The organism is Bacteroides sp. CAG:189, assembly GCF_000432295.1.
Lineage (GTDB): Bacteria > Bacteroidota > Bacteroidia > Bacteroidales > Bacteroidaceae > Bacteroides > Bacteroides salyersiae.
Genome location: NZ_HF991106.1, coordinates 1 through 17,371 on the forward strand (window position 1 = coordinate 1; position 17,371 = coordinate 17,371).

The window sequence follows — 17,371 nt, forward strand, 5'->3', positions numbered from 1 at the left end:
ATACGGGGGCAAGGGGATTTTCGCGTTTCCATATCTACATTTCATTAATTCTTTTATTCACGATTAGCAAATTATTATTTAATTTGTTAAAACAAAAATGCTTTTAGAAGTGTTCTTAATATAGGATAGGAAATTGTATGATTAAAAGATGTGAATTTGGCAGATCATATGCTTTTTGTTATTACTTTTACACCCGATTTCTATAAAAGGTCAATTTTCGATAATAAGACAAACAATGAAAACCTCTGTAAAGTTCATATTAACCTTTGTTTTGCTGATGCTATCATTTAGCATGAGCGGCAATGCTTTGAACTGTACAAAAGGTTTTTCTGCTTCTACTTGTTGTATTTCAGAATCTTCATCCACAAACCGTACAAAGACCAGTTTGAATGGAGATATTTCTTATCACAATCATCTTCAAGCTTTATCTGTTTCAGATGTCGAATTGGGAAATAAACCGATATCTGAATTGTATTCCTCTTCCCATAACCAGCGTCTGCGTCGTGGAATTGAAGTTGTAGACTTCTTACGCGATATCCTGCAGAAATTGTGTTTGAGAGAGAATTTGTTGTTCTTGGACAAGAGTAAATCCTTCCATTCCGATAAGGATCCGATTTATGCTCAATCAAGCTGTGAATATCATATATTCGCACTAAGACGTATCCTTATTTAATTCTACATTTTACTTGTGGTGCATGTTTGCTATGCAGCTTCGTTAGAAACCGGAGTTGTAGGGCTTGAGGTGCATTGCGTCCAACCATTTCTGAAATTTTAATTTCAATCAAATAACAAATTCTTTAAAAACAAAAAAAACTAATTATGGAAACTACTCAAAAAAAATCTACCTCTTTTAAAGGTATCAAATCTGCTGGATGGGTTATTGTATGTTGCTTTGTGATAGCAATTTGTATTTATCATTTCTTGTTAGGGAATCCTTCCAACTTTATGAACAATGACCCTAACAATCATCCGCTTCCCGGTAACTTTTTGGGGACAATCTACAAAGGTGGAATTATTGTACCGGTTATTCAGACTTTACTGTTGACAGTGCTTGCACTAAGTATTGAGCGCTATTTTGCTCTTCGTTCTGCTTTTGGTAAGGGCTCTTTGGTGAAGTTCGTTACTAATATTAAGGCTGCCCTGGCTGCTGGAAATTTGCAGAAAGCACAAGAAATTTGTGACAACCAGAAAGGTTCTGTAGCTAATGTGGTAACGGCTACTTTGAAGAAATACGATGAAATGGAAAAGGATGCCACTTTATCTAAGGATCAGAAGTTGCTTGCCATCCAAAAAGAATTGGAGGAAGCTACTGCACTTGAACTTCCTATGATGGAGCAGAATCTTCCGATTATCGGTACTATTACCACGTTGGGTACGTTGATGGGATTGCTTGGAACAGTAATCGGTATGATCCGTTCATTTGCTGCATTGGCTGCGGGTGGTTCTGCCGATTCAATGGCTTTGTCACAAGGTATTTCCGAAGCCTTGATTAATACGGCTTTTGGTATTCTTACCGGTGCTTTAGCTGTTATTTCTTATAACTACTATACAAATAAAATTGATAAGTTGACTTACAGTCTCGACGAGGTCGGATTCTCTATTGTGCAGACATTTGCTGCAACTCATAAATAAACGTGCTAACCCTATAAAATTCTAAGATCATGGGTAGAGCAAAGATTAAGAAGAAAAGTACGTTCATCGACATGACGGCGATGAGTGACGTTACAGTACTGTTACTTACTTTTTTTATGCTGACGTCTACGTTCGTAAAAAAAGAACCGGTACAGGTGACGACTCCGGCCTCAGTCTCTGAAATTAAAATTCCGGAAAAGAATATTCTTTCAATATTGGTTGATCCCGATGGTAAGATATTCATGAGTATGGATAAGCAATCGGATCTGAAAGCCGTGCTTGAAAAAATGGGTGAAGAATATGGAGTAACCTTCACGCCGGAACAGGAAAAGACATTTGCACTCTCATCTACTTTCGGAGTACCGATGAAGAGTATGAAAACTTTTCTGGATCTTCCGTCCGAGAAACAAGATGCTATCTTGAAAAACGAAGGTATCCCCTGTGACAGCATTGATAACCAGTTTAAAGCGTGGGTGCGTAATGCACGTGCGGTAAATTCGGATTTGCGTATTGCAATCAAAGCAGACCAGGCTACTCCGTATGCTGTAATTAAGAAAGTTATGAACTCCCTTCAGGACCTCAGAGAAAACAGGTATAATCTGATCACTTCTCTGAAAACAACTTCTGAAAACTAAAACGAAAAAATTATGAGTGCTGAAGTACAAGAAAGCGGCAATAAAAAGAAGGGCAGTAAACAGAAGAAGATGACCGTACGCGTTGATTTTACGCCGATGGTAGATATGAATATGTTGCTGATTACATTCTTTATGCTTTGTACCTCTTTGAGCAAACCTCAAACGATGGAGATAAGCATGCCGAGTAACGACAAAAGTATCACGGAAGAACAGCAAAGTAAGGTGAAGGCTTCACAAGCTATTACTCTTTTGTTGGGAAGTGACAACAAGCTATATTATTATGAAGGTGAACCTAACTATAAGGATTATACCTCGTTGAAAGAGACGTCTTATAAACCGGATGGTTTGCGGGCTGTTCTATTAAAGAAAAATGCTGCTGCTGTTCGTCAAGTGAACGAATTGAAGCAACAAAAATTGGATCTTAAGATATCAGAGGACGATTTCAGAAAGCAACTTTCTGAAATAAAAAGCGGAAAGAATACGCCGACGGTTATTATAAAAGCCACAGATGAAGCTTCGTATAGAAATCTGATTGATGCTCTCGATGAAATGCAGATATGTAATATTGGTAAGTATGTGATTACGGATATTGCTGAAGCCGACCAATTCTTGATAAAGAATTATGACTCGAAAGGCGAGCTTTCACAAAATCTTGCCGAATGATAAAGTAACACCTAAAAAGAAAATGAAATGGCAAAAATAGATTTGACCTCCCCTGAATGGTGTGAACTGATATTCAAAGGCAAGAATAAGGCATACGGCGCTTTTAAAATGCGTTCGGAATCTCCTAAACGTCACAATTTGGCGATGGTGATTGTGCTGGTGATTGCTTTGGTCGGATTTAGTATACCGACACTTATCAAGATTGCTACACCGAAGCAGAAAGAGGTGATGACGGAAGTGACTACTTTGTCACAACTGGAAGAACCCGAGATTAAGCAGGAAGAAATGAAGCGGGTAGAACCGGTGGCACCTCCGCCTCCTGCACTGAAGAGTTCTATCAAATTTACTGCACCCGTCATCAAAAAAGACGAGGAAGTGCATGAAGATGATGAGATTAAGAGCCAGCAAGAACTGACGGAAACGAAGGTAGCTATCTCCATAGCCGATGTGAAAGGTAATGATGAAGAGAATGGTAAGGACATTGCTGACTTGAAACAGGTGGTTACCCAAGCGGAACCGGAGCCGGAAAAAGTGTTTGACATGGTAGAACAGATGCCGACATATCCCGGAGGAAATGCGGAGTTGATGGCATTCCTTGCGAAAAACATCAAATATCCGACGATTGCTCAGGAGAATGGGACACAAGGGCGTGTAATTGTGCAGTTCGTAGTAGAGAAAGACGGTTCGATTGCCGATGCACGTGTGGCTCGTGGTGTTGATCCTTACTTGGACAAAGAAGCACTCCGCGTAATTCAATCTATGCCCCGATGGATTCCCGGGAAGCAGAACGGAAAAGCTGTGAGAGTGAAATATACAGTTCCGGTAATGTTTAGATTACAGTAAAATAAAATGATGAAGAAACAATTTTGGCTAATCGGTATATGCATTTTAGGGATATTGGCAGCTTGTAACCGTAAACCTAAAGACGGACTGACTGACACGTATACATCAGGGGTAATAGCAATTGCCGCTGATGAAAGTTTCCAACCTATCGTCCAAGAGGAGATTGATGTGTTTGAGGGAGTTTACCCTTTAGCCGGAATTGTTCCTCGCTATACGACAGAGGTGGAAGCAATCAATTTGCTTCTTAAAGACAGTGTGCGTCTGGCCATTGCAACGCGGACATTGACTGAGGAAGAAATGAATTCGTTTCATAGCCGTAAATTTTATCCGCGAGAGATAAAGTTGGCGACGGACGGATTGGCTTTGATTGTGAATCGTCAGAATCCGGACTCCCTGATTAGTGTGCGCGATATTCGCCGGATATTGACTGGGGAAGTGAAAAGTTGGAAAGAAGTATATCCGGGTTCTTCATTGAAGGATATCCGAGTAGTATTCGATAATCGGAATTCAAGTACCGTACGTTTTGCTACCGATTCTATCTGTGGAGGAAAACCGTTCTCTACAACAGAGGTAAAAGCTTTACGGACCAATCAGCAAGTGATTGACTATGTAGCTCAAACTCCTGATGCGATTGGGGTAATCGGAGTCAATTGGTTGGGAAACCGGAGTGATACGACCAACTTGTCTTTTCGCAATGAAATTAGAGTAATGGCTGTCAGTGCAGAAGATGTGGCTACACCGGAGAATAGTTATAAACCCTATCAGGCTTATCTGTATTATGGTGATTATCCATTGGCACGACCCATTTATGTTTTACTTAATGATCCCCGTAATGCATTGCCCTGGGGATTTGCCTCTTTTTTAACTTCCGACAGAGGGCAACGGATCATATTGAAATCCGGACTGGTTCCGGCCACTCAACCTGTACGCGTAGTGGATGTAAAGGACGAATAATAACTAAAATTTGATTACAATGAAACGATTTCAAATCTTGTTAGCAGGGGCATTTATAGCAACCGGTTCGCTGTTTGCGCAATCGGATAATGCCGAATGGCAAGCGGGGCTTGCCAAAATGAAAGAACTTATTCAGGTTAATCCGGCACAAGCTTCGGATGAAGCCGGGCAGTTATTAAAAGGAAAGAATAAAAAGAACCCGGAATTGGTAGTAGCCGTTGCACGTGCTTTTCTCGATGCCGGGAAGCTATCTGAAGCTGAAGAATATTTGGCTTTGGCTAAAAAGGCGGACAATAAATCTGCTGCTGTTTCTGTATTGGAAGGTGACATTGCTGTTGTCCAAAAAGATGCTGGTAAAGCCTGCCAAATGTATGAACAAGCCATTTATTTCGATTCAAAGAATGAACAGGCATATTTGAAACTGGCTGATATTTATAAAGGAGCCAATCCGCAACAGGCTATTGAAAAATTGGAACAGTTGAAGTCGGTGGTTCCATCCAGTGTTCTTGCAGACAAGAAACTGGCTGAAGTATATTATATGAATAACCGTTTTGATAAAGCATCCGAGGCATATGCCCGTTTTATCCATTCGTCTGAAACTACTGAAGATGATTTGGTGAAATATGCTTTTGCTCTTTTCTTGAATCATGATTTTGAGAAATCTCTTGAAGTTGCCAACTTGGGTTTAAAGCGTAATGCGCGTCATGCTGCTTTCAATCGCTTGGCAATGTACAATTATACGGATATGAAACGTTACGATGATGCACAAAAAGCAGCTGACGCTTTTTTCAATGCTGCAGATAAAGCCGATTATTCCTACTTGGATTATATGTATTACGGACATCTGCTCAATGCTTTGAAGAAATATGATGAAGCTGTCATGCAATACCAGAAAGCGATTGAACTGGATACGTCCAAAACTGAGCTATGGCGTGAAATTTCTAATGCTTATGAGCAAAAGAATGATTACACGGATGCAATTGCTGCCTATCAGAAATATTATGAGGCCTTACCTGCTGACGAGCAGACTGCTGATCTACAATTTCAGATAGGTAAGCTTTATTATGGGAAAGGGACACAAAGCGATACGCTGACTGTCAGCCTTGATGAGCGGAAAGCGGCACTTGTTTCTGCCGATTCGGTTTTTGCGGTGATTGCACAAGCGGCTCCAGATAGTTATTTAGGTAACTTCTGGCGTGCGCGTGCCAACTCTGCCTTGGATCCGGAAACGACACAGGGACTTGCCAAACCTTATTATGAAGAGGTGGCTGCATTATTGGTGAACAAGAATGATCCCCGTTATAATTCCGCACTTGTTGAATGTTACAGTTATTTGGGCTATTATTATCTGGTGGCCAACAAGCTGCCTGAATCCAAAGAATACTGGAACAAAATTCTGGCTATAGACCCCGCTAATGCTACTGCCAAAAGAGCATTGGATGGCATCAAATAGTAATAATTTTAGTTGTTTGTCGTGTGGGAGGAGTGGAGAGTGATCTTAGCTCCTCTCTTTTAGTATATCCGCTTCTGTAGAGGGAGAGTTTCACGAATAAAGGTATAAAAAAGTCCTTACTATGGTTCAATGATAGGTTGGGTTCAGATTCAAAAAGGAGACCATAATACAAAAGTAGGCATTTTAACCAAATACCCAAAATTTTCAGACTAAGCCAAACTGAGCCACCTCTTTATGGTTTCTCTGGAAATAAAAAAAAGAGAAGTAATTACTTCTCTTTTAAATAGTTGCGGAGATCCGACTCGAACGAATGACCTTTGGGTTATGAGCCCAACGAGCTACCAACTGCTCCACTCCGCGATGTTTTGTGAGTGCAAAGGTACAGCTTTTGATTTAATAAGCAAATTATTTCTTGATTATTTTTCTAAAAAAAGATCGATGATACTTTATTGTATTGATAATGAATAAGGTATAATAGAATATTTTTATTCGCATATATTAATATACAATTGTTAATAATCTCGTATTTTTCTTGTGTGGTAGAAAGAAAAGAATTACTTTTGCTCAAATTATTCAGCAATGTGCAATTTATAACCTATGACCGTATCAAAAACAAAAGCCAGATTAGTAGATGTCGCCCGTCAGTTGTTTGCAAAGATGGGAGTGGAGAATACCACAATGAATGATATTGCCCTCGCTTCCAAAAAAGGTAGGAGAACTCTCTATACCTATTTCAAAAGCAAGGATGAGATCTATTTGGCAGTTGTCGAGTCTGAATTGGATATACTTTCGGACATGATGAAACGGGTAGCGGATAAGGACATTTCACCGGATAAGAAGATCATTGAGATGATTTATACACGTCTGGATGCAGTAAAAGAGGTAGTATATCGTAATGGTACCTTGCGTGCAAATTTTTTCCGCGATATATGGAGAGTTGAGAAAGTCCGTAAAAAGTTTGATGCCAAGGAGATGGTGCTTTTTAAGGGAGTGTTGCAGGAAGGAAAAGACAAGGGAGTGTTCTGTATTGACGATGTGGATATGACAGCCTCATTGGTGCATTATTGTGTGAAGGGTATAGAAGTTCCTTATATTCGCGGTCATATAGGAGCCAATCTGGATATGGAAACTCGGAAAAGATATGTAGCCAATATTGTATTTGGTGCACTTCATAGAACAGAAATTTAATTAAAATCAATTTTAGTATGGGATTATTAGATGGAAAGACAGCTATTGTGACTGGTGCCGCTCGCGGTATTGGCAAGGCTATCGCTTTGAAATTCGCTTCAGAAGGAGCTAACATTGCATTCACTGACCTCGTGATTGACGAAAATGCGGAAAATACAGCTAAAGAAATAGAAGCAATGGGCGTAAAAGCTAAGGGATACGCTTCGAATGCAGCCAATTTTGAAGATACCGAAAAGGTAGTAGCAGAAATCCATAAAGATTTTGGTCGTATTGATATATTGGTAAATAATGCCGGTATCACGCGTGACGGGCTGATGATGCGTATGAGTGAACAGCAATGGGATATGGTGATCAATGTGAATCTGAAATCTGCTTTCAATTTTATTCACGCTTGTACACCGATCATGATGCGCCAGAAAGCCGGAAGCATCATTAATATGGCTTCTGTGGTAGGTGTTCACGGAAATGCCGGACAGGCTAATTATTCAGCTTCGAAGGCTGGTATGATTGGTTTGGCTAAGTCCATTGCGCAGGAGTTGGGTTCTCGTGGAATTCGTGCCAATGCTATTGCTCCGGGCTTTATCATTACGGATATGACTGCTGCTTTGTCCGAAGAAGTAAAAACGGAATGGGCGAAGAAAATACCTTTGCGTCGTGGAGGAACACCCGAAGACGTTGCTGATGTTGCAACATTCCTGGCTTCTGATATGTCTGCTTATGTATCTGGTCAGGTGATTCAGGTAGATGGTGGTATGAATATGTAGGAACACCTCCCATGACCGTCATATACGAAGACAATCATATAATTGTAGTCAATAAGACCGCTTCCGAGATTGTTCAGGGAGATAAAACGGGGGATACGCCTCTTTCCGAAACTGTGAAACAGTATATAAAGGAGAAGTATGCGAAACCCGGTAATGTCTTCATCGGTGTAACTCACCGGCTGGACCGCCCCGTAAGCGGTCTTGTTATTTTTGCAAAGACCAGTAAGGCTTTGTCCCGCTTGAACGAGATGTTCAAAAACAGTGAGGTGAAGAAAACTTATTGGGCGATTGTGAAAGAGATACCCAAAGAACCTGAAGGTGAATTGGTGCATTTTCTGGTACGTAACGAAAAGCAGAATAAGAGTTATGCCTATGAAAAGGAAGTACCCGGCAGCAAAAAAGCCATTTTGTATTATCGTCTCATCGGGCGTTCGCAAAATTATTATCTTTTAGAGGTCGATCTTAAAACCGGCCGTCACCATCAGATACGTTGCCAGTTGGCTAAAATGGGATGCCCTATTAAAGGAGATTTGAAATATGGTTCTCCCCGTTCCAATCCGGATGGCAGTATCTGTCTGCATGCACGTCGTGTGCGTTTCATTCATCCGGTATCCAAAGAAGTGATAGAATTGGATGCACCTGTTCCGATAGGAAATTTGTGGAACGGGTTCGAGATATTTTGAAACAGAGTATAACAAAAAAGCCATCCCTTGAATAGACATAAGTGGGGATGGCTTTTTAGGATAGTATGCTTACTCTTATTCGGCAGACTGAGCAGGAGTTTTTGTTGAAGCGGGAGCATCATTAGCCGGGGCATTTTGTGCCGGTTTTTCAGCTTTCGGTTCTTCCTTTGCAGGCTCAGAAGTTGTTGTTTTCTCTGTGCTTTCTGTTTTTTCAGTTGCAGGCTGAGTCTTAACAGGATCCTGAGCCATTGCAAAGGTTGCACCACCACAAACAAACATAAACATTGCTACTACTAATACTAACTTTTTCATAATTTCATTTGCTTTAAAATAATAAACAATAGATTTCAATTCTCTCTGGTTAAGGTAGACAGGTTTTATATCTTATTCAGCAGCAGGAGTTTCTGTTGGCGGAGCTTCTTGGGTTGAGGCATCTGCCTTGGGCTCTTTGGTTTTAGGTTCTTCCTTTGCAGGCTCAGAAGTTGTTGTTTCCTCTGTGCTTTCTGTTTTTTCAGTTGCAGGTTGGGGCTTAACAGGATCCTGGGCCATTGCAAAGGCTGAACCACCACAAACAAACATAAACATTGCTACTACTAATTTTCTCATGATTATATGTTTTTTTGATTTATCGCATTGTTGGGCATTACTGCTGACGCTGATGTTAGAATAGGATCAAAGAACGTGCCAAAACAAAATTGAATATGTAAGGTATTGATTAACAGTGGGAACTTTTGCCTGTTGTGTTAGGGTGATTGTGGAAATGTGTAGAAGATGTAGAGTGATGGTGTGGAATTATTCCACACAGGTATATGGGTGTGTAGCTTGAATATAAGAACAAGAGACGATAGGTGTGAGTCGGACATTTTTTTTATGTTTGTACCGGACAGGAGTAATACAGTAGGGATATTCAGAAGAAATATGAGCAGGCCGTAAAAAGGGGCGTATAATGAAGATAAGTCACCTTCCGTTTGGGGATAACCAATATTGTATATTGGCGGCTTGAGACAGTGTTATAATTCTATTCCGTATAATTTCAGTTTATTGTATAGTGTTTTTCTATCGATATTCAGCAATTGTGCAGCGCGGCTTTTGTTGTTTCCGGTTTGTCTCAACGCTTCAAGGATATGTTGCTTTTCCGTTTCTTCGTCTTTCAAGGCGATATTGGAACTATGATAGGAAATGGGAGTTTCAAGTATTTCTGTTCCTAATTCCATGGGGGTGATGAGACTGCCTTGTGCAAGTAGTGTAGCCCGTTTAACGATGTTCTTCATCTGGCGTAAATTGCCCGGCCAATGATAGTCGAGCAGTGCTTGTGATGCTTTGGCATCAAAACCGATTAATTGTTTATCCAGTTCCTTGTTGGCTTGGTCTAAAAAGAAATTGGCAAATAAGAGGATGTCTTCTCTCCGTTCTTTCAAGGTTGGCATTCTCAACGTGAATTCATTGATACGATGGTATAGATCTTCGCGGAATGTACCTTTTTCGATGGCTTGTTCCAGATTTTCATTGGTGGCAGAGACAAGGCGTATGTCAACGGTGATTTCCAGATTGGAACCTACCGGCCGTATTTTACGCTCTTGCAGGGCGCGAAGTAATTGTATTTGTACTTCATAACTCAGATTTCCTATCTCATCGAGAAAGATGGTACCTCCGTTGGCTGCAACAAATGCTCCTGTCTTATCGGTCAGTGCGCCGGTGAACGAACCTTTGACATGACCGAAAAATTCAGAGGCGGCCAACTCTTTGGGAATGGAACCGCAATCTATTGCGATAAATGGTTTGCCTGTCCGTTTGCTCAGTTGGTGAATGCGATGGGCAACGTATTCTTTCCCTGTGCCACTGGCACCGTTAATGAGTACGGACATATTGGTAGGGGCAACCAAACCTACGTAATTATATAATTGCTTGGCTGCATCACTTTCACCTTCCAGATAGGCGTGTGCTTCTGTTTTAGAACTCGATGTTTTGCCTTTGGAGCCGGTTGTAGTCTTGTCGGATGTAGCTTTACCCGAAACGTGAGCATCTTCTTCCTTATCTTCCAACGCTTCCGACATTTTTTTGAGGAGTTCATCGGGATTTACCGGTTTGGCTATATAGTCTCGGGCACCTAACTTGATAGCTTGTACGGCCGTTTGTATATCTGCATATCCTGTCATAATGATCAAAGGGATATCCAAGTCTTGTTCGTTCATCCACATCAGCAGATGGATGCCGTCCTGATCGGGCAGACGGAGATCGGAAAGGATAAGATCGGGTGTTTGAACTTCGATATGCTTTTTTGCACGGGCAATGTTACTAACCGAAGTTACTTCAAATCCTTTTTTTCCTAACCATGTTTTCAGCATCATGCCGAAAGTTATATCATCTTCAACTATTAATATGGATCTCATGATATCAGCTTTAGCCATTTTGTAGGTTACAAAGGTAAGAGGTTTTAGACGAAAATCGTATATTTGCAAACTTAAATTAAATGAAAGTGTTATGAAAAGGAATTTAGTGATATTATTAACTGTTTTGGTAGTCGGAGCGATAGCCTCTTGTAAACCAGGACAAAAGAATAACTCAGATATGGAAAATCAGAAAGAAACAATGTTGAAAATCGAAACGACTCTTGGGGATATTAAAGTAAAACTTTATAATGAAACTCCGAAACATCGGGATAACTTTATCAAACTAGCCAAAGAAGGTACATATAACGGTACTTTGTTTCACCGTGTGATAAAGGATTTCATGGTGCAGGCGGGAGATCCGGAATCTAAGAATGCTCCGAAAGGTAAGATGTTAGGAACCGGTGACGTGGGGTATACCATTCCTGCCGAAATTGTCTATCCGAAATACTTTCATAAGAAAGGTGCTTTATCGGCTGCCCGCCAAGGCGATAATGTGAATCCGAATAAGGAGTCATCGGGTTGTCAGTTTTACATTGTCACCGGAAAGGTTTTCAATGACTCTACGCTGATCGGTATGGAGCAGCAGATGAATGAAAACAAATTGACTACAATTTTTAATTCGTTGGCGCAGAAACATATGAAGGAAATTTATAAGATGCGTAAGGCGAATGATGAAGACGGATTGTATGACTTGCAGGAGAAGTTGTTTGCACAGGCTCAGGAAGAGGCTGCCAAAGGGCCGGATTTCCATTTCACGAAAGAGCAGGTGGAGGCTTATACCACTGTAGGCGGTACTCCGCATCTGGATGGGGAATATACGGTGTTTGGCGAAGTAGTCGAGGGCATGGATATCGTAGATAAGATCCAGAATGTGAAAACAGACCGTAGCGACCGCCCCGAAGAGGATGTGAAGATTGTTAAGGTATCTTTATTGGATTAAGATGATAAAGATCAGCAGGCATGTTCTGGCCAATGGTTTGCGATTGGTGCATTCACAGGATGAAAGCACGCAAATGGTGGCTCTTAATATAGTATATAATGTGGGGGCCCGGGACGAACATCCCGATCATACGGGCTTTGCTCATCTTTTTGAGCATTTGATGTTTGGAGGCTCCGTGAATATCCCCGATTACGATGCTCCTCTCCAATTGGCCGGTGGCGAGAATAATGCCTGGACAAATAACGATATTACGAATTATTATTTGACCGTTCCCCGGCAAAATGTGGAGATTGGATTCTGGTTGGAGTCTGACCGTATGTTGAGTCTTGATTTCAATGAACGGAGTCTGGATGTGCAACGGGGGGTGGTAATGGAAGAGTTCAAACAGCGTTGTCTCAATCAGCCTTATGGCGACGTGGGCCATCTGTTGCGCCCTCTTGCTTACAAGGTGCATCCTTATCAGTGGCCTACTATCGGCAAAGAACTGTCGCACATAGCCAATGCCACGTTGGATGAAGTAAAAGATTTCTTTTTCCGTTTTTATGCGCCCAATAATGCAGTGCTTGCTGTCACGGGGAATATATCGTTTGAGGAAACGGTAGCTTTGACGGAGAAATGGTTTGCTTCTATCCCTAAGAGGGATGTTCCGGTACGTCAATTGCCGCAAGAACCTGCACAGACGGAAGAACGCCGTTTGGTAGTGGAGCGTAATGTGCCGGTCGATTCTCTTTTTATGGCTTATCATATGTGCGAACGTGCGCATCCCGATTACTATGCTTTTGACATATTGTCGGATATTCTCAGTAATGGAAAGTCCAGCCGTTTGAACCGGCATCTGGTACAAGAAAAGCAATTGTTTTCAAGTATCGATGCTTATATCTCCGGCACGGTGGATGCCGGTTTGTTTCATATCTCCGGTAAACCGGCTGCCGGTGTATCACTCGAAGAAGCAGAAACTGCCGTATGCGAAGAGTTGAATAGGTTGCAGAACGAAGCAGTTACCGTGCAGGAACTGGAGAAGGTAAAGAATAAATTTGAATCTACCCAGATTTTCGGCAATATCAACTATTTGAATGTGGCTACCAATCTCGCTTGGTTTGAACTGAACGGTGCGGCAGAAGATATGGAAAAGGAGGTAGAACGTTATCGTTCCGTTACTGCCGGACAATTGCAAGCGGTAGCACAGACATCCTTTGACAAGAGAAATGGGGTGGTGCTGTATTATAAGGGCCTCTCCCCGGCTGTCTCCGTAAGGGAGGGAGTGAAGTTAGATTGATAACTGATTAATAGCAATAGTTTCTTTTCTTCCTCTCCTGTGGAGAGGGGTGGAGAGAGACTCTATGAATATGAAAAATTACTATGAAACTTATAAGGGGCATTACAAAGCGTTATTCCTTTTGGGATTGCCCATTGTTATCGGACAAGTAGGAGTTATTATTTTGGGTTTTGCCGATACATTGATGATCGGACATCACAGTACCAGTGAATTGGGAGCTGCTTCCTTTGTAAACAATGTATTCAATCTGGCGATTATTTTCAGTACCGGTTTTTCTTACGGGCTTACCCCGATTGTAGGGAGTCTGTATGGTAATAAGCAGTTTGCGCCTATTGGGCAGGCATTGCGTTGTAGTTTGTTGGCAAATCTGTTTGTCGGTTTATTGCTGACACTGATAATGGGTATCCTTTATCTGAATGTGGAGAGGTTGGGACAACCGGAAGAACTCCTTCCCTTGATTAAGCCTTATTACATTGTTTTGCTTATTTCGCTTGTGTTTGTTCTGTTGTTTAATGGTTTTAAGCAGTTTACAGATGGAATTACCGATACCAAAACAGCCATGTGGATATTGTTGGGGGGGAATGTGCTGAATATTATCGGGAATTATATTCTTATTAACGGAAAATTCGGCTTTCCGGAGTTAGGGTTGTTAGGGGCAGGTATCAGTACCCTTTTCTCACGTATTGTAATGGTGATTGTGTTCGCTGTGATCTTTTTTAGTAGCCGTCGTTTTATACGGTATAAACTCGGCTTTTTCCGTTTGGGATGGTCGAGACAAATGTTTATGCGTCTCAATGGCTTGGGATGGCCGGTTGCTTTTCAGATGGGGATGGAAACGGCTTCTTTCAGTTTGAGTGCTGTGATGATAGGTTGGTTAGGTACTATTGCCTTAGCTTCGCATCAGATCATGTGTGCCATATCCCAATTTACATTTATGATGTTTTACGGTATGGGAGCAGCAGTTGCTGTGCGCGTCAGTAACTTCAAAGGTCAAGAGGACACGGTCAATGTACGCCGTTCGGCTTATGCCGGTTTTCATTTGATTATGGCGATGGCAGTGGTGTTGGGAGGCATTGTATTCCTGTTCCGTAATTATCTGGGAGGGTGGTTTACGGATAATGAAGAGGTTTCCGCATTAGTGGCGATGCTGATTATCCCGATGCTGGTTTATCAATTCGGTGATGGATTACAGATCAACTTTGCAAACGCCTTGCGAGGTATTTCGGATGTGAAACCGATGATGCTGATTGCTTTTATTGCTTATTTTATGATATCTTTGCCGGTAGGTTATTTCTGCGGCTTCGTTCTCGATTGGGGGACTGTCGGTGTATGGATGGCTTTTCCGTTCGGACTGACCAGTGCCGGCATCATGTTGTGGCTGCGTTTCCGCTATAAAACAAAATAATGTGTCAATATGCCAATGTGCCAATTGCCATGCGGCATAATAGCGCAGCCAATTGGCACATTGGCATATTGACACATTGCTAAATTATTAATATTATGGCACCTTCGCGTTTTACCAAAGTAAAAATAGCTATAGGGTATTCTCTTTTATTGGCGATATTACTCTTTTCTCTGGTGTTTGTTCATCGTGAGATGGAGACACTTTCTGCATCGGATGACCAGCAGAGTCTGATGACAGACAGTTTGTTGGTTCTTTTACGTGAGAAAGATAAGAATACGATTCAGATGCTTCGGGTATTAAGTGAAGCGAATGACAGCTTGCTTTCGGCCAGGGAAATTGAAGAGATTATAGCTGAACAGGATTCGGTGGTTACCCAGCAACGTGTACAGCACCGCATAATCACAACGCGTGATTCTCTCATTACAAAGCCCAAGAAAAAAGGATTCTTCAAACGTTTGGCAGAGGCCTTCGTTCCTTCCAAACAGGATACGGCAGTATTGGTAAATACTTCGTTGGAGGTTGCTACCGATACCATCCTTGAAGCGTATAACCCGACCGATTCACTGCATCAGAAAATTCGTATGGCCAGTGAACAAAAACGTGCTCAGAAGAAAACGACTATACGGCGCAGGAATGTGCAGTTCCGGCGGTTGGATACACAACTGACAGCCCGGATCGACAGTTTGGTTAAAGAGTATGAACTGAATGTGATGCAACGTGCGCAGATGGATGCGGAGAAAGAGCAATATGTTCGTCAACGTTCTGCCCGCATTATCGGTGGCATTGCTGTGGGAGCCGTTCTGCTTTCCATCTTTTTCCTTATTATTATCTGGCGGGATATCACCCGTAGTAACCGATACCGTAGGGAATTAGAAGAGGCGAACCGCCGTGCCGAAGAACTACTGAATGCCCGTGAAAAATTGATGCTTGCCATCACACATGATTTTAAAGCACCACTTGGCTCTATTATGGGATATACCGATCTGCTGGCACGCCTTACGAACGATGAACGGCAGCGTTTTTATCTCGATAACATGAAAAGTTCTTCGCAGCATCTTCTGAAATTAGTGAGTGACCTGCTCGATTTCCATCGTCTTGACTTGAATAAGGCAGAAGTGAACCGTGTCACTTTTAATCCCTCCCAGCTTTTTGAAGAGATACGTACAAGTTTTGAACCGTTAACGGCAGCTAAAGGACTTGTTCTTGAATATAAAATAGAGTCCGAACTGGACGGGCGTTTCATAAGTGATCCGCTTCGCATCCGACAGATTGTGAATAATTTATTGTCTAATGCGGTGAAATTTACCTCAAAAGGGGGTATAACGCTTGCGGTAAGTTATTCTTCTTCCCGTTTGCGCGTAGCTGTGACCGATACCGGAAAGGGAATGGCAGCAGAAGACCGAGAACGTATTTTCCAGGAGTTTACCCGCCTGCCCGGTGCACAAGGTGAAGAGGGATTTGGTCTGGGACTCTCTATTGTGCACAAGCTTGTCGTGCTGCTTGAAGGTACTATCGACGTGCAGAGCACGTTGGGAGAGGGAAGTACGTTTACGGTAATCCTACCGCTGTTTCCGGTAGGCAAAGCTGTCGGTTTTGATAAAGACAGGAAAAAGAATCAGTCTCCTTCGGTTACTGAAGCAGATCATATCGACCGGGAGCAAATGGTGAACTCTCCGATGAATATTCTTCTCATTGATGATGATAGGATACAACTGACTTTGACTGCTGCCATGCTTGAGCAGCAAGGAATTCATGCCACATGTTGTGAGCAACTTGATGAACTGACCGAACATCTCCGTGAGCGCCGGTTTGATGTGTTGCTGACCGATGTACAGATGCCTGCCATCAACGGCTTCGATTTGTTGAAATTATTGCGTGCATCCAATATTCCTCAGGCGAAAACAATTCCCGTTATTGCCGTTACAGCCCGTAGCGATATGGATGCGGCCGAATTTATTGAACATGGTTTCTCCGGCTGCCTGCACAAGCCTTTTACGGTAGCCGAACTCCTAATACAGTTGAAAGCCCCTAAACAGTTGAAAGGTGAAAGTGGAAAGTTGAAAGTTTCTGAAGAGTTGAAAACAGAAAGTGGAGAGCCAAAAGTCACTATGCAAGAAGATTGCGCAGCCAACTTTCAACTTTCAACTTTCAATTTTCAACTAAATCTTGATTTCCGTGCTCTCACCGCCTTTTCCGAAGATGATCCTGAGGCTGCTCGTTCCATCCTGTCCTCATTTGTAGAGGAAACGGAGAAGAACATTGACCAGATGGAAGCCGGTTTAAAAGAAGAAGATACGGATCGGATTGCCGGTATGGCGCATAAGTTGCTTCCGCTTTTAACTATGATCAAGGTGATGGAGATTCTTCCATTGCTGTCGTGGTTGGAAAGTAGGCGAAACGAAAAGTTTTCTGATGAAGTGAAACAAAAAACAAAAGAGGTATTACCGTTGTTACGACAGGTGGTAGATGAGGCAAGAAAGTATTTCTCCGCCTTCTAAATCTTTTTTATAGAATTATTTGTTTACTTTGTATTTCCGTTAATGTA

The 17,371-nt window shown here is 41.9% G+C and carries 17 protein-coding genes and 1 tRNA gene; 14 read left to right on the top strand and 4 right to left on the bottom strand.

Features of this window, described 5'->3' with window-relative positions:
* Positions 1 to 235 precede the first annotated feature (235 nt).
* The 7 genes from QVP90_RS14475 (at position 236) to QVP90_RS14505 (ending at position 6,180) form a co-directional block, all read left to right on the top strand.
* The gene (locus tag QVP90_RS14475; RefSeq protein WP_005934644.1) at positions 236 to 673 is read left to right on the top strand and encodes a hypothetical protein; all 438 of its coding nucleotides are present in this window, start codon (positions 236 to 238) and stop codon (positions 671 to 673) included.
* A 146-nt stretch (positions 674 to 819) separates the two neighbouring features.
* On the top strand, positions 820 to 1,632 hold the full coding sequence (locus QVP90_RS14480; RefSeq protein ID WP_005934642.1) for a MotA/TolQ/ExbB proton channel family protein: 813 nt from the start codon (positions 820 to 822) through the stop codon (positions 1,630 to 1,632).
* Between the two features lie 29 nt (positions 1,633 to 1,661).
* Positions 1,662 to 2,267 carry an ExbD/TolR family protein gene (locus QVP90_RS14485; RefSeq protein ID WP_005934640.1) on the top strand — a complete coding sequence of 202 codons (606 nt, stop codon included), beginning with the start codon at positions 1,662 to 1,664 and terminating at the stop codon, positions 2,265 to 2,267.
* 12 nt (positions 2,268 to 2,279) lie between these two features.
* Positions 2,280 to 2,930, top strand: a complete 651-nt coding sequence (locus tag QVP90_RS14490) for an ExbD/TolR family protein (protein WP_005934638.1) — start codon at positions 2,280 to 2,282, stop codon at positions 2,928 to 2,930.
* 27 nt (positions 2,931 to 2,957) lie between these two features.
* Entirely contained in the window at positions 2,958 to 3,773 is an 816-nt protein-coding gene (locus tag QVP90_RS14495; protein ID WP_005934636.1) for an energy transducer TonB, read from the top strand.
* A 6-nt stretch (positions 3,774 to 3,779) separates the two neighbouring features.
* Positions 3,780 to 4,727 (top strand): PstS family phosphate ABC transporter substrate-binding protein, encoded by a 948-nt coding sequence (locus QVP90_RS14500; protein ID WP_021936831.1) that lies wholly within the window; start codon positions 3,780 to 3,782, stop codon positions 4,725 to 4,727.
* A gap of 19 nt (positions 4,728 to 4,746) precedes the next feature.
* Positions 4,747 to 6,180 (top strand): tetratricopeptide repeat protein, encoded by a 1,434-nt coding sequence (locus QVP90_RS14505; RefSeq protein WP_021936832.1) that lies wholly within the window; start codon positions 4,747 to 4,749, stop codon positions 6,178 to 6,180.
* 287 nt (positions 6,181 to 6,467) lie between these two features.
* Here QVP90_RS14505 and QVP90_RS14510 read toward each other — a convergent pair.
* Positions 6,468 to 6,540: transfer RNA gene (locus QVP90_RS14510), tRNA-Met, on the bottom strand.
* Positions 6,541 to 6,777: 237 nt separating this feature from the next.
* On the opposite strand from QVP90_RS14510, the gene QVP90_RS14515 reads away from it, so the two are divergent.
* The 3 genes from QVP90_RS14515 to QVP90_RS14525 are packed head-to-tail and all read left to right on the top strand — an operon-like array spanning position 6,778 to position 8,815.
* Positions 6,778 to 7,368 (top strand): TetR/AcrR family transcriptional regulator, encoded by a 591-nt coding sequence (locus QVP90_RS14515; RefSeq protein ID WP_005934629.1) that lies wholly within the window; start codon positions 6,778 to 6,780, stop codon positions 7,366 to 7,368.
* Between the two features lie 17 nt (positions 7,369 to 7,385).
* Complete coding sequence (gene fabG / locus QVP90_RS14520; RefSeq protein ID WP_005934626.1) at positions 7,386 to 8,132, top strand: 3-oxoacyl-[acyl-carrier-protein] reductase; 747 nt, start codon at positions 7,386 to 7,388, stop codon at positions 8,130 to 8,132.
* Between the two features lie 11 nt (positions 8,133 to 8,143).
* Positions 8,144 to 8,815 carry an RluA family pseudouridine synthase gene (locus tag QVP90_RS14525; protein WP_021936833.1) on the top strand — a complete coding sequence of 224 codons (672 nt, stop codon included), beginning with the start codon at positions 8,144 to 8,146 and terminating at the stop codon, positions 8,813 to 8,815.
* Positions 8,816 to 8,890: 75 nt separating this feature from the next.
* Here QVP90_RS14525 and QVP90_RS14530 read toward each other — a convergent pair whose 3' ends face one another.
* The 3 genes from QVP90_RS14530 to QVP90_RS14540 all read right to left on the bottom strand — a co-directional run bounded on the left by QVP90_RS14530 (position 8,891) and on the right by QVP90_RS14540 (position 11,208).
* Positions 8,891 to 9,127: a hypothetical protein gene (locus QVP90_RS14530; RefSeq protein WP_005934622.1), complete on the bottom strand. Its 237-nt coding sequence runs from the start codon at positions 9,125 to 9,127 to the stop codon at positions 8,891 to 8,893.
* A gap of 72 nt (positions 9,128 to 9,199) precedes the next feature.
* On the bottom strand, positions 9,200 to 9,421 hold the full coding sequence (locus tag QVP90_RS14535; protein WP_005934621.1) for a hypothetical protein: 222 nt from the start codon (positions 9,419 to 9,421) through the stop codon (positions 9,200 to 9,202).
* A gap of 404 nt (positions 9,422 to 9,825) precedes the next feature.
* Positions 9,826 to 11,208 carry a sigma-54-dependent transcriptional regulator gene (locus QVP90_RS14540; RefSeq protein ID WP_264381128.1) on the bottom strand — a complete coding sequence of 461 codons (1,383 nt, stop codon included), beginning with the start codon at positions 11,206 to 11,208 and terminating at the stop codon, positions 9,826 to 9,828.
* Positions 11,209 to 11,296: 88 nt separating this feature from the next.
* Here QVP90_RS14540 and QVP90_RS14545 point away from each other — a divergent pair, with 88 nt between their 5' ends.
* The 4 genes from QVP90_RS14545 (at position 11,297) to QVP90_RS14560 (ending at position 17,324) form a co-directional block, all read left to right on the top strand.
* Complete coding sequence (locus QVP90_RS14545) at positions 11,297 to 12,145, top strand: peptidylprolyl isomerase (protein ID WP_005934617.1); 849 nt, start codon at positions 11,297 to 11,299, stop codon at positions 12,143 to 12,145.
* A gap of 1 nt (position 12,146) precedes the next feature.
* Positions 12,147 to 13,421, top strand: a complete 1,275-nt coding sequence (locus QVP90_RS14550) for a M16 family metallopeptidase (protein ID WP_021936835.1) — start codon at positions 12,147 to 12,149, stop codon at positions 13,419 to 13,421.
* Between the two features lie 70 nt (positions 13,422 to 13,491).
* On the top strand, positions 13,492 to 14,826 hold the full coding sequence (locus QVP90_RS14555) for an MATE family efflux transporter (RefSeq protein WP_264380721.1): 1,335 nt from the start codon (positions 13,492 to 13,494) through the stop codon (positions 14,824 to 14,826).
* A gap of 95 nt (positions 14,827 to 14,921) precedes the next feature.
* On the top strand, positions 14,922 to 17,324 hold the full coding sequence (locus QVP90_RS14560; RefSeq protein WP_021936837.1) for a hybrid sensor histidine kinase/response regulator: 2,403 nt from the start codon (positions 14,922 to 14,924) through the stop codon (positions 17,322 to 17,324).
* Positions 17,325 to 17,371 lie beyond the last annotated feature (47 nt).